Below are 11,526 nucleotides of genomic sequence, written 5' to 3' on the forward strand. Positions count from 1 at the left end.
GGCTCAGGCCGCTTCCAGGCCGCGCGGCAGCTTGAAGGTGATCGATTCGGTGGTGGTGAGCACTTCCTCCTCGGTCACGTCGAAGCGGGTGGCGAGCTTGTCGATCACGCTGCGCACCAGCACTTCGGGCGCGCTGGCCCCGGCGGTCACGCCCAGCGTCTCGACGCCGGCCAGCCAGTCGAAGTCGATTTCGTCGGCCGTTTCGATCAGGCGGGCACGCGCGCCGCTGCGGTCGGCGACCTCGACCAGCCGCATGGAGTTGGAGCTGTTCGGCGCGCCGATGACCATCACAGCCTGCGCACGACGGGCGATTTCCTTCGTTGCGGCCTGGCGGTTGGAGGTCGCGTAGCAGATGTCCTCGCCCTTTGGCGCGGCAATGTCCGGAAAGCGCCGCTCCAGCGTCGCGACGATCTCCGCGGTATCGTCGACGGAGAGCGTGGTCTGGGTGAGGAAGGCCAGCGACACGCCGGGGGCGGGCTGGAAGGCCTCGGCATCTGCCTGCGTCTCGATCAGCGTCATCGCGCCGTCCGGCACCTGGCCGAACGTGCCGATCACCTCGGGATGGTTGGCATGGCCGATGAACAGGATGTGGCGCCCGGCCTCCACCTGCCGCTCGGCCTGTCGATGGACCTTGGAGACCAGCGGGCAGGTCGCATCGAGATAATCGAGACCGCGCGCCTCGGCATTGGCGGGCACGACCTTGGGTACGCCATGGGCGGAAAAGACCACCGGCCGCCCATCGGGTACCTGATCCAGCTCGTCCACGAAGATGGCGCCCTTGGCGCGCAGCCCATCGACAACGAAGCGGTTGTGGACGATCTCGTGCCGGACATAGACCGGCGCGCCGAACTTCTCGAGCGCGCGCTCCACGATCATGATCGCGCGGTCGACGCCGGCGCAGAAGCCGCGCGGTGCGGCGACCAGAACGGTGAGGGCGGGGCGCTGGCGAGAGGCAGGCATGTCGGGCATATGTGTCGATCCATCCATCCAGTCCCATTAGGGGCATGGCCGCCTGAGGGAAAGCCGGAAGAATGGGGGAGGGCGCAACGGCCGTCCGGTTCATCCTGCGGTCATCTGGCGCGGGCGAGGTCTTTGCAGCCCGTCCGGGCGACGTGCCCTTTCGGTTGCGCGCCCGTGGGAGCGCGACTAAGAAGCGCGGACCCGATTGTGCGCGGGATATCCCGCGCGCACCAGAATGAAGGAATTGGAGCCATCGTGCGGATCGCCGCTCTCTCGAAACCCGCCGTTCTGGCAGCTCTTGTCGCCCTCATGGCCGGCTGCGCGAAGCGCGGCGACATCGACTCCGCCGGACAAGGCATCATCCAGTTCCGCACCGCATGCCCGACCGTGGCCGTGGCCGCGCACACCGGCGACGTCACGCTGTTCGACCCGGCCGACAGCCGCGACGCGCGTGCGATCGACGTGGTTGCGACGCTCACCGATGTGCGGCCGGCGTGCACCACGGGTGACACCGACATTTATTCGCAGGTCGGCTACAAGGTGGTCGCGGTGCGCCGCGATGCGGGCCCGGCGCGGACGGTCGATCTGCCGGTCTTCGCGGCGGTCGTGCGCGGCGCGACGGCGGTGACCGCCAAGCGCGTCACGATGGTGCGGCTGAATTTCGCCGAGGGGGCGCTGCGTGCCGAGGCGACGGGTAGCACCTCCGCCTATATCGATCGCAGTGCGGCAACGCTGCCGCCCGAGGTCGAGCGCATGATCACCCGCCCGCGCAAGACGGGCGATGAGGACGCGGCGCTCGATCCGCTGGCCCGCCCGGAAGTGCGCGAGGCGATCCAGCGAAGCAGCTTCGAGCTGCTCCTGGGTTTCAACCTGACCACCGACCAGCTCCGCTATAACGTGACCCGCTGACATTTTCCGGCGGCCGGACGACCGCAGCATCCTGCAGCCGCGCCGCCGATGCTGACAGGACCGCTGACCCGATGAATATCTTCGCTCGTATCGCCGCCGCGCTGGACGGCCTTCTGGACGACATGGTGCAGGCTGGCGAATTGCCCGCCGGCCTCAATCGCGCCGCTGTGACCGTCGAACCGCCGCGCGACCCCTCTCATGGCGACATGGCGACCAATGCCGCGATGGTGCTGGCCAAGCCCGCCGGCACCAATCCCCGCGCCCTTGCCGAGCTGATCGCCGGCCGGCTGCGGACGCTCGCGGATGTCGACGGCGTGGAGATCGCCGGCCCCGGCTTCATCAACCTGCGCCTTGTCCGCACCGCCTGGGAAGACGAGCTGGCGGCCATCCATGCGGCTGGGTCCGATTATGGCCGCTCGACGATGGGCAAGGGCGTGCGCGTCAACATCGAATATGTCTCGGCCAATCCGACCGGGCCGATGCACATGGGCCATTGCCGGGGCGCGGTCGTCGGCGATGCGCTGGCGGCGCTGCTCGAATATGCCGGACACAGCGTCATCCGCGAATATTATATCAACGATGCCGGCGCGCAGGTGCAGACGCTCGGTCGCTCGGTGCATTTGCGCTATCGTGAGGCGCTGGGCGAGACCATCGCGATCCCCGAGGGCTTCTATCCGGGCGAATATCTGATCCCCATCGGTCAGGCGCTGGCGGCGGAATTTGGCGACCGCTACGTCGGAGCCCCGGAAGCCGACTGGCTTGACCTGTTCCGCGAGCGCGCCGTCGCTGCGATGATGGACATGATCCGCGCCGATCTGGCGCTGCTCGGGATTCACCATGATGTCTTCGCCTCCGAGGCGGCCGTGCAGCAGGCCGGCCGCGTCGATGCCGCGCTGGCCCGGCTGGAGGCGGAGGGCCTCATCTATCAGGGCGTGCTGGAGCCGCCGAAGGGTGAACTGCCTGACGATTGGGAGCCGACCGAGATGACGCTCTTCCGGGCGACGCAGTTCGGCGACGATAGCGACCGGCCGGTGCGCAAGTCCGATGGCGGGCTGACCTATTTCGGCACCGACCTCGCATATCATGCCCAGAAGGCCGAGAATGCCGACCAGCTGATCGACATCTGGGGCGCCGACCATGCCGGCACCGTCAAACGCATCAAGGCGGCCGTGGCTGCGCTGACCGGCGGCAAGGTCCAGTTCGACGTCAAGCTGGTCCAGATGGTGCGCCTGATGCGCAACGGCGAGCTGGTCCGCATGGGCAAGCGGCTCGGCAATTTCGTCACGCTGGCCGACGTCGTCGAGGAGGTCGGCAAGGATGTCGTGCGCTTCACCATGCTGACGCGCAAGGCCGATGCGCAGATGGATTTCGACTTCGCCAAGGTGGTGGAAGCCAGCAAGGACAATCCGGTCTTCTACGTGCAATATGCCCATGCGCGGATTTCCTCGCTGGCGCGCCGGGTGCAGGAGAGCTTCCCGGACGGTCTGCCCGCGGCGGACAGCGCGCTGTTCGGCCCGGAGGAGCTGGATCTGGTCAAGCAGCTGGCCACTTTCCCCCGCGTGGTCGAAGCCGCCGCCAATGCGCGTGAGCCGCATCGCGTCGCCTTCTATCTCTACGATCTTGCCGCCAGCTTCCATGGCTGGTGGAACCTCGGCAACGATCAGCCCGAGCGGCGCGTGATCGTCGCGGGCGATGCGGGCCTCACTGCGGCGCGACTGCACTTGAGCGCCGGAATCGGTCAGGTTATCAAGAACGGCCTGGCCCTGATGGGCGTCAGCGCGCTTGAGGAGATGAACTGATGTCAGCCGGGGAGCCGAATAACGGTCTCAATCTTGATGACGAGGACCGGCTGCCCTGGCTGGAGCCCGCAGGAATCGAGGAAGAGACCGAAAGGGTATCCCCGATCCGCATTGTCGGTCTGGCGGTGCTGGGCCTGGTTCTGCTCGGTGTGATTGTCGCCGGCGGCTATCTGTTCAGCAATCGTGATCGCAGCGGCAGCGATGGCTCGGCACCGCTGATCGCGGCGGAGAACAAGGATTACAAGGTTCCGGCCAACGCGTCGGATGCGCGCACCTTCGATGGGGAAGGGGACGAAGCCTTTGCAGCCAGCGAGGGCCGGGAGGCTTCGGGCCGCATCGATGCGAGCCGCGTGCCGGAAGCACCGCGTGACGATTTGAAGCAGACCGGCCCGACCGCGCCGGCTCTGGCTGTCCCGGCGGAGCGTCCGACGGCAAAGCCCACCGTCATCGCGCCGGTCAAGACGGCCGCCACGCCCAAGCCTGCGGCGCCGGCTCCGGCGAAGGTCGAGGATGTCGATACCTTGACCGGGCCGCGCGTCCAGCTCGGCGCCTTTGCGTCGCGCGCCATCGCCGAGGAGGTCTGGAAGAAGCAGTCCGGCCGATTCGATTATCTCTCGGCCCTCAAGCACAGTGTCGAGCCGGTCGAGACGGGCGGACGCACCCTGTATCGTCTGCGCGCCAGCGTCGCCTCCCCGGCGGATGCCACCGCCACCTGCGGGCGGCTGCGCGTGGCGGGCGAAAATTGCATCGTCGTTCGGTGATCTCCGCGCGATGAAGCCGGTCATCTTCGGCCTTGCCGGCGAGCGTGTCAGCGCGGAAGAGCGGGCGCTGTTCCAGGCCTGCGACCCCGCGGGCTACATCCTGTTCGGCCGCAACATCGCCGACCGCGGCCAATTGCGCGCGCTCACCGACGAGTTGCGCGAGATCGCCGGGCGGGACGATCTGTACATCATGATCGATCAGGAAGGGGGTCGCGTCGCCCGCATGCGCCCGCCGCACTGGCCGGAATGTCCCCCCGCCGCACGCTTCGATGCCCTTTATGATCTCGCGCCCTCCAGCGCCATGGAAGCCGCGCGCTGCAATGCGCGTCTGCTGGGCACGATGCTCTCGGATGTCGGCATCACCGCCAATGCCGCCCCTGTGCTCGATCTGCGCTATCCCGGCGCGAGCGACATTGTTGGGGATCGGTCCTTCGGCGCTGAGCCGAAGCGCGTCGCAGCGCTGGGCCGGGCGACGCTGGAGGGGCTGAGGGACGGCGGCGTCGCCGGCATCGTCAAGCATATGCCGGGACATGGCCGCGCGCTGGTCGACAGCCACCTCGCTTTGCCCACGGTCTCGGCCAGCGCCGACGAGATGGAGCGCGACCTCGCGCCATTCCGGGCGCTGCGTCACGCTCCGGCGGGGATGACCGCGCATATCGTTTACACCGCCTGGGATGCGGACCGGCCAGCCAGCCTGTCGCCTTATGTGATTCGCGAGATTATTCGCGGCGCCATTGGCTTTGATGGCCTGCTGATGTCCGACGATCTCGACATGAAGGCGCTGAACGGTCCGGCGGATGAACTGGCCGAAGCGGTGGTCGCTGCCGGTTGCGATCTTGCGCTCAATTGCTGGGGGCGGATGGACGAGATGACGGCCATCGCCGCGCGGTTGCCGGACATGTCCGATGCAGCGCGTGAGCGACTGGACCGGGCGATGGCGAGCATCGCCGGCGGCGCAGATCCGGCCTGGCCGGGCGAAAAGGCGATGGCGACGCGCGACGCGCTCTTGGCGCTCACGCCGGCATGAGCGCCAGCTCGCCCGTCCAGCCTGCCGATAAGGCGCCGACCGGGCTGTTCGATGGCGAGTGGATGGAGCCTGTCCGCCGCCTGCCGGGCGATGCCATCCTCACCGTCTCCGTGGAAAGCTGGGAGGGGCCGCTCGATCTTCTTCTGGCGCTGGCGCGGACGCAGAAGGTGGATCTGCGCGAGATTTCCATCCTCGCCCTTGTCGAGCAATATCTGCGTTTCATCGAGGAAGCTGCGGAACTGCGACTGGAACTGGCCGCCGATTATCTGGTGATGGCGGCCTGGCTCGCCTATCTCAAATCCGGGCTGCTGCTGCCCAAGGAAGCGCAGCCCGAGCCCTCGCCGGAAGAACTGGCGCTGCGCCTGCATCTGCGGCTGCAGCGGCTGGAGGCGATGCGCGAGGCGGGCGCACGTCTGATGGCGCGGGATCGCCTGGGCCGGGACGTCTTCCCCCGCGCATCGCCGGAAGGGCTGCATCGGCCCCGCGCAATCGTGTGGCAGGCCAGCCTGTTCGACATCATTCAGGCCTATGGGCAGGTGAAGGCGCGGACGGCGCCGCGCATCCACATCGTCCATCGCCGGCCGGTGATGACGCTGGATGAAGCCATCGAGCGGGTGTCGCGCCTGATCGGCATGGAGCTGGACTGGGCGGAGCTGGGTCGGTTCCTGCCCGAAACCGCCGATCCGCAACTGCGCCGCTCGGCCCTGGCCAGCAGTTTCGTCGCAGCGCTGGAGCTTGCGCGGCTGGGTCGCGTGGAACTGCGGCAGGAAGAGACGTTCGCGCCGCTGTATCTGCGCGCGCCGGCGGTGCCGTCATGAGCGCGCCGGAGTCCCATGCTGCGAGCGAGATGGAACGTCTCGTGGAAGCCGTGCTGTTCGCGGCCGAGGCGCCGCTGACGGTCGCCGAGATCCAGCGGCATAGCGGGCTGGACGGCGATATCCGGGGCTGCCTGTCGGCTTTGGCCGCGCATTATGCCGGTCGCGGGATTGAACTGGTCGAGCGGGGCGGGCGCTGGCATTTCCAGACGGCAGCCGATCTCAGTCATATCCTGCGCCGCGAGCGGGAGGAGCCGCGCAAGCTCAGCCGGGCCGCGGTCGAGACGCTGGCGATCATCGCTTATCACGAACCGGTCAGCCGCGCGGAGATCGAGGCGATTCGCGGCGTGCAGGTCGGCAAGGGGACGCTGGACGTGCTGATGGAGGCGGGCTGGGTGCGCCCGGCGGGGCGGCGAGAGGTGCCGGGACGGCCGCTCACTTATGCGACGACCCCTGATTTTCTGAGCCACTTCGGCCTCGCCAGCCGGCGCGATCTGCCCGGGATCGACGATCTGCGCGCTGCCGGCCTGCTCGATCCGGTCGATCTGGCGATGGAATCGCTGGATTTGCAGGGGAGTCTTGAAAATGACCCACAAGATGAAGAAGATGAGGACTGATCGCCTTATTCGATGAGGCAAGGGCTGATGCCGGGATGGCCATTGCGCTATGGACCCGCAGGGCTTAGTTAGGGCGCATTCACAGGAGATTTCTGATGGGTTTCGGTTCCCCGATTCACTGGGTCGTACTGGTGCTGGTGATCGTGCTGCTGTTCGGCGGCGGACGCATCTCCAGCCTGATGGGCGATGTCGCCAAGGGTATTAAGAGCTTCAAGAAGGGCCTTGCGGATGATGACGGCGATACGGCGAGCGCGGCGAAGCCTGCGCAGCGCATCGATCGCCAGTCCGCAGCCGGCGAGAGCAGCGCGACGCGCGAAGAGCAGAAGCTCGAAAGCTGATCCGGGCGGTCTGATCAGGCCAACCTGGCATGTTTGACATTGCGTCCACAGAGCTGCTGCTGATCGCGGTGGTGGCGGTCCTCGTGATCGGCCCCAAGGATTTGCCGCGCGCGCTCTATAAATTCGGTCAGATCGTCGGGAAGGCGCGCGGCATGGCGCGCCATTTCCGCAGCGGCATCGACGCCATGGTGCGCGAAGCCGAGCTTGAGGAACTGCAGAAGCAGTGGGCCAAGCAGAACCAAAAGATCATGGACGAAACCCGCAATACGGAGTTCAGCGATCCAGAGAGCACAGCCGCCCTGCAGGATCATAGCGCGCCGGAACTGCTGGGGGATCGTGACGATAAGGTCGCGACCGATGACGCGCCGTCCCATCCCGGCGAGACGGTCGAGGATGCCGGCCCGGCGCACAAGCCCGACGCGCCCGCCGGCGAGAGCATGGCGCAGTCCAGCCTGCCGCTTGGCACCCCCGACGAGCCGAACGGACCGCGTACCGCATGAAGGACATTGACGATACCAAGGCGCCGCTGCTCGATCATCTCATCGAGCTGAGAAAGCGCCTGTTGCGCTGCGTTGCCGCGCTCTTCATCTCCGGCGCGGTCTGCTATTATTTTGCGGGCGATATTCTCGGCTTCCTTGTCGAGCCTCTCAAGCAGGGTTTCGGCAACTCCGTTGGGAAGCTCGTCTATACAAAGCTTTATGAGGCGTTCTTCGTGGAATTGAAGGTCGCTATGTTCGGCGCCTTCTTCATCTCCTTCCCGATCACCGCCAACCAGCTCTGGGCGTTCATTGCGCCGGGTCTTTATGCCAAGGAAAAGCGGGCGCTGCTGCCCTTCCTGCTGGCAACGCCCATCCTGTTCGTCGGCGGCGCGGCGTTCGCTTATTATCTGGTGATGCCGACCGCATTCCACTTCTTCCTGCGCTTCCAGGGTGATGCGGGCGGGATGCAGCTGGAGGCGCTGCCCAGCGTGGACAGCTATCTCAGCCTCGTCATGCAGTTCATCCTGGCCTTCGGCATCAGCTTTCTTCTGCCGGTGCTGGTGATGCTGCTCAATCGCGCCGGCATCGTCTCGCGTGCGCAACTGGTGGGTGCGCGGCGCTATTTCATCGTCGGTGCGGTGGCGGTGGCGGCGGTTCTCACGCCGCCCGATGTGGTCTCGCAGCTCATGCTCGCGATTCCGCTCATCATTCTTTACGAAATGACGCTGATCTTCATCTGGTTTACGGATCGGCGCGCGGCCCGCGAACAGGGCGAGGACGAGCAGGCGCTCGTCCGGTCCGAATAAGCGCGTTCCGGCCGCCTCGGGCGAGAAGCTGGGCTTGCGGCGGCCATGCAATCTCCTGCCTTGCCCAGCGCGCTTCGTCGTCCTAGTCAGTCGCTATGACCGTCCATCCCAATACGATCTCCCTCATCGGTAATACGCCTCTCGTCCGGCTGGCCGGGCCGTCCGAGGCCAGCGGCGCCGAAATCTACGGCAAATGCGAGTTCATGAACCCGGGCGCCTCGGTCAAGGACCGCGCCGCCCTGTTCATCGTGGAAGATGCCGAGGAAAAGGGCCTGCTGCAGCCCGGCGGCACCATCGTCGAGGGCACGGCCGGCAACACCGGCATCGGCCTGGCGCTGGTCGCGAATGCCAAGGGCTATCGCACGATCATCGTCATGCCCGAGACGCAGAGCCGCGAGAAGATGGACACGTTGCGCGCGCTTGGTGCCGAGCTGGTGCTCGTCCCCGCCGCGCCTTATGCCAATCCCGGTCACTTCGTGCACACCTCGCGCCGTCTCGCCGAGGAAACGCCGAACGCGATCTGGGCCAACCAGTTCGACAATATCGCCAATCGCAAGGCCCACATCGTCGGCACGTCCGAGGAAATCTGGGCGCAGATGGAAGGGCGCATCGACGGCTTTACCTGCGCGGCCGGGACAGGCGGCACGCTTGCGGGCGTCGGCCTTGGCCTCAAGCAGAAGAGCGAGGCGATCACCATCGCGCTGACCGACCCTTATGGCGCGGCGCTGTACAATTATTACGCCCATGGCGAGTTGAAGGCGGAAGGCTCTTCGGTCGCCGAGGGGATCGGGCAGGGGCGCATCACCGCCAATCTCGAAGGTGCGCCGATCGACACGCAGTTCCGCATGTCTGACGAAGAAGGCATGATGTGGGTCGAGAAGCTGATGGGCGAGGGGCTGTGCGTTGGCCTTTCCACCGGCATCAATGTCGCGGGTGCCGTGGCGCTGGGGCGCAAGCTCGGGCCGGGCAGCCGCATCGTCACCATCCTGTGCGACACGGGCCTTCGCTATCTTTCCACGCTTTACAATCGGGACTGGCTGGTTTCCAAAGGATTGACGCCTTTCCCATGGTTGGCGGACTAGGGAGCGCAAAAATGGCGGACAGTCGGCCCGAACGGGAAGCAGTGAGCCGCAAGAGCGACGTTCGCGCCCATCGTGAAGAATTGCAGCGCGTGCAGATCGGCCTGGTGGGGCTGGCCGCGGTGCTGCTGGTCGTGACGCTGGCGAACCTGATCGTCGATGCTGTCCGCCAGGATGGGACGAGCGATACCGCGACGATGTCGAGCGATGCGTCGTCCGCTGCCGCACAGACCGGTGGCGCCAATACGACCGGCACCCCGGCACCGACCAACAACGAGCCGCTGGCGGATCTGGGCGTCACCCCGACCACATCGGACAGCGCCGCGCCCATCCTGCCATCGCCCGTGCCCGATCTGGAGCCCGATCCGCAATTGCGTCAGCGCATGGATCAGGACCGCGATCAGGCCCAATCGCAGCGCCCCGCCCAGCAGCAGACGCCCTGAGCCGTCGCCCGGTTGCCGCGATGCCCCGCACTGCCTTGCTGCTGGCGGCGACGCTTGCCCCTGCCATCCTGTCGCTTCTGCTCGGGCTGACCGGCTCCAGCCTGCGGACCGGGCGGCTCGATCCGCTCGATTGGCTGTGGCCGGGCACGGCGGGGATCATTCTGGGCGCCATCCTGCTGACACGCGCCGCCCGCGCCGGGCAGGGTGACCGCGCCGAGGCTGCTCCTGCGAGGCTGCGCTGGCCGACGGTTGCGGCTCTGTGGGCCGTCGTCTTGCTGCCGCCGCTGTGCCTGATCGGGTTGGCGTCCGTCCGTCTGCCTTGGGCCGGCATGATCGCGCTCGCGGCCGGGCTGGCCATCGTCGGCAGTCTGTGGGCCTTGGTCGCAGGCCGCTCCCGCCGGGTAAGGCTGGGTTCGGCGCTGGCGCTGTGCGTAGGGGCTGTGCTTGTCGCGAATTGGGCCGTGCCGGCCATGCGCAATGCTTCCCAATCGGCCGCCGCCGGGGATCGGCCCAGCGTCGCTTTGTTCTCGGCCTTGCCCTTGCATGATGTCGCCATGGGCGCCGTTCACGGAGTGCCGGCGACGCAGTCGATCGGCCTGCGCTCGCCCCTGCTGCGCGCGCTGGACCTCCATGTCGCCCTGCACCCTCTGGACGCGCTCAGTGACCAGAGCCTTGCCGGGCACGAGGCCGTGCTTCTGGCGCAGCCGCGCGCGATGGCGCCGGAAGAACTGGTCGCGCTGGACCGCTGGGTGCGCGCGGGTGGACGCGCGGTGGTGCTGGCCGATCCGCTGTTGCTCTGGCCGGACCCGCGCCCGCTCGTCCATCCTGGGCGGCCGCCGCTCACGAGTCTGCTCGATCCGCTGCTGGCTCATTGGGGCCTGCGGCTGGAGGCTGCGGAATTCAGCGCGCAATCCCATGGCGATGGCCATGGGGGCGAGGCGTCGGATCGGCGCACCTTAGCGTCAGGCGCCTTGCTGCAGGTGGCAGGTGCCTCGCGCTTTGTGGTGCGCGAACCGACAGCCGGCTGCACGCCCGCCGAGCAGGGGTTCATCGCGACCTGTCGGTTGGGCAGGGGGCAGGCGTTGCTGGTGGCGGATGCGGACTGGATCGATGACCGCCTTTGGACGCTGGCCTCGCAGGATGGGGCCGACCGCGCGCTGCGCACCAGCGATTCGCCGGACGTTCTCGCCGCGTGGCTCCGCAGCGAGCCAGTGTCCACGAGCGTGTTCACGAGTTGGGTGAAGGACGAGGCCGCTCTGGTGCGGGGTCTGCGCTTCGCGCTGGCCGCTGCGCTGGCCCTCTCCCTCCTGCTGGCGCTGGTGGTGCGCAATCCCCGCTATTCCCAGCCCATGGTTCGGACAAATACGGGTCATAATGAGAACATAAGAAAAACGGAGGGCGTTTCTCCCTAATCTGCCCAAGATTTTCCCATCATTTCCCACTTTATCCAAGATTCTCCCTTTTCTCCCCGGGGGCGGACTGCTAATACCGCA

General features: G+C 66.9%; 13 protein-coding genes. 12 read left to right on the plus strand and 1 reads right to left on the minus strand.

Annotation, left to right across the window (positions count from 1 at the left end):
* Positions 1 to 3: 3 nt before the first annotated feature.
* The gene (gene ispH, locus M2341_RS04525) at positions 4 to 960 is read right to left on the minus strand and encodes a 4-hydroxy-3-methylbut-2-enyl diphosphate reductase (RefSeq protein WP_413714902.1); all 957 of its coding nucleotides are present in this window, start codon (positions 958 to 960) and stop codon (positions 4 to 6) included.
* Between the two features lie 255 nt (positions 961 to 1,215).
* Here ispH and M2341_RS04530 point away from each other — a divergent pair, with 255 nt between their 5' ends.
* The 12 genes from M2341_RS04530 (at position 1,216) to M2341_RS04585 (ending at position 11,445) form a co-directional block, all read left to right on the plus strand.
* A complete protein-coding gene (locus M2341_RS04530) occupies positions 1,216 to 1,869 on the plus strand; it encodes a hypothetical protein (protein WP_264584384.1) in 654 nt (217 codons plus the stop codon).
* Between the two features lie 71 nt (positions 1,870 to 1,940).
* Complete coding sequence (gene argS / locus M2341_RS04535) at positions 1,941 to 3,668, plus strand: arginine--tRNA ligase (RefSeq protein WP_264584385.1); 1,728 nt, start codon at positions 1,941 to 1,943, stop codon at positions 3,666 to 3,668.
* Complete coding sequence (locus M2341_RS04540; RefSeq protein ID WP_264584386.1) at positions 3,668 to 4,429, plus strand: SPOR domain-containing protein; 762 nt, start codon at positions 3,668 to 3,670, stop codon at positions 4,427 to 4,429. The genes argS and M2341_RS04540 overlap by 1 nt, the downstream gene beginning before the upstream one ends.
* Positions 4,430 to 4,439: 10 nt before the next feature.
* Positions 4,440 to 5,456: a beta-N-acetylhexosaminidase gene (gene nagZ / locus M2341_RS04545; RefSeq protein WP_264584387.1), complete on the plus strand. Its 1,017-nt coding sequence runs from the start codon at positions 4,440 to 4,442 to the stop codon at positions 5,454 to 5,456.
* A 62-nt stretch (positions 5,457 to 5,518) separates the two neighbouring features.
* Positions 5,519 to 6,274 (plus strand): segregation and condensation protein A, encoded by a 756-nt coding sequence (locus M2341_RS04550; RefSeq protein ID WP_264585986.1) that lies wholly within the window; start codon positions 5,519 to 5,521, stop codon positions 6,272 to 6,274.
* Entirely contained in the window at positions 6,271 to 6,888 is a 618-nt protein-coding gene (gene scpB, locus M2341_RS04555; protein ID WP_264584388.1) for an SMC-Scp complex subunit ScpB, read from the plus strand. The genes M2341_RS04550 and scpB overlap by 4 nt, the downstream gene beginning before the upstream one ends.
* Before the next feature lie 95 nt (positions 6,889 to 6,983).
* Complete coding sequence (locus M2341_RS04560) at positions 6,984 to 7,226, plus strand: twin-arginine translocase TatA/TatE family subunit (protein WP_181558851.1); 243 nt, start codon at positions 6,984 to 6,986, stop codon at positions 7,224 to 7,226.
* Positions 7,227 to 7,255: 29 nt separating this feature from the next.
* Complete coding sequence (gene tatB, locus M2341_RS04565; RefSeq protein ID WP_264584389.1) at positions 7,256 to 7,726, plus strand: Sec-independent protein translocase protein TatB; 471 nt, start codon at positions 7,256 to 7,258, stop codon at positions 7,724 to 7,726.
* The gene (gene tatC, locus M2341_RS04570) at positions 7,723 to 8,511 is read left to right on the plus strand and encodes a twin-arginine translocase subunit TatC (RefSeq protein ID WP_181558853.1); all 789 of its coding nucleotides are present in this window, start codon (positions 7,723 to 7,725) and stop codon (positions 8,509 to 8,511) included. The genes tatB and tatC overlap by 4 nt, the downstream gene beginning before the upstream one ends.
* A gap of 95 nt (positions 8,512 to 8,606) precedes the next feature.
* A complete protein-coding gene (locus M2341_RS04575; RefSeq protein WP_264572192.1) occupies positions 8,607 to 9,593 on the plus strand; it encodes a cysteine synthase A in 987 nt (328 codons plus the stop codon).
* 11 nt (positions 9,594 to 9,604) lie between these two features.
* A complete protein-coding gene (locus M2341_RS04580; RefSeq protein ID WP_264572193.1) occupies positions 9,605 to 10,033 on the plus strand; it encodes a hypothetical protein in 429 nt (142 codons plus the stop codon).
* A gap of 20 nt (positions 10,034 to 10,053) precedes the next feature.
* Complete coding sequence (locus M2341_RS04585; protein ID WP_264584390.1) at positions 10,054 to 11,445, plus strand: GldG family protein; 1,392 nt, start codon at positions 10,054 to 10,056, stop codon at positions 11,443 to 11,445.
* The last annotated feature ends 81 nt before the right edge of the window (positions 11,446 to 11,526 follow it).

Origin of the sequence: Sphingobium sp. B7D2B, assembly GCF_025961895.1 — a bacterium.
Lineage (GTDB): Bacteria > Pseudomonadota > Alphaproteobacteria > Sphingomonadales > Sphingomonadaceae > Sphingobium.

What these genes read in the sequence shown, in the direction of transcription:
- ispH (WP_413714902.1), bottom strand. Translation starts at nt 960, where the DNA reads ATGCCTGCCTCTCGCCAGCGCCCCGCCCTCACCGTTCTGGTCGCCGCA.
- argS (WP_264584385.1), top strand. Translation starts at nt 1,941, where the DNA reads ATGAATATCTTCGCTCGTATCGCCGCCGCGCTGGACGGCCTTCTGGAC.
- M2341_RS04540 (WP_264584386.1), top strand. Translation starts at nt 3,668, where the DNA reads ATGTCAGCCGGGGAGCCGAATAACGGTCTCAATCTTGATGACGAGGAC.
- nagZ (WP_264584387.1), top strand. Translation starts at nt 4,440, where the DNA reads ATGAAGCCGGTCATCTTCGGCCTTGCCGGCGAGCGTGTCAGCGCGGAA.
- M2341_RS04550 (WP_264585986.1), top strand. Translation starts at nt 5,519, where the DNA reads ATGGAGCCTGTCCGCCGCCTGCCGGGCGATGCCATCCTCACCGTCTCC.
- scpB (WP_264584388.1), top strand. Translation starts at nt 6,271, where the DNA reads ATGAGCGCGCCGGAGTCCCATGCTGCGAGCGAGATGGAACGTCTCGTG.
- M2341_RS04560 (WP_181558851.1), top strand. Translation starts at nt 6,984, where the DNA reads ATGGGTTTCGGTTCCCCGATTCACTGGGTCGTACTGGTGCTGGTGATC.
- tatB (WP_264584389.1), top strand. Translation starts at nt 7,256, where the DNA reads ATGTTTGACATTGCGTCCACAGAGCTGCTGCTGATCGCGGTGGTGGCG.
- tatC (WP_181558853.1), top strand. Translation starts at nt 7,723, where the DNA reads ATGAAGGACATTGACGATACCAAGGCGCCGCTGCTCGATCATCTCATC.
- M2341_RS04575 (WP_264572192.1), top strand. Translation starts at nt 8,607, where the DNA reads ATGACCGTCCATCCCAATACGATCTCCCTCATCGGTAATACGCCTCTC.
- M2341_RS04580 (WP_264572193.1), top strand. Translation starts at nt 9,605, where the DNA reads ATGGCGGACAGTCGGCCCGAACGGGAAGCAGTGAGCCGCAAGAGCGAC.
- M2341_RS04585 (WP_264584390.1), top strand. Translation starts at nt 10,054, where the DNA reads ATGCCCCGCACTGCCTTGCTGCTGGCGGCGACGCTTGCCCCTGCCATC.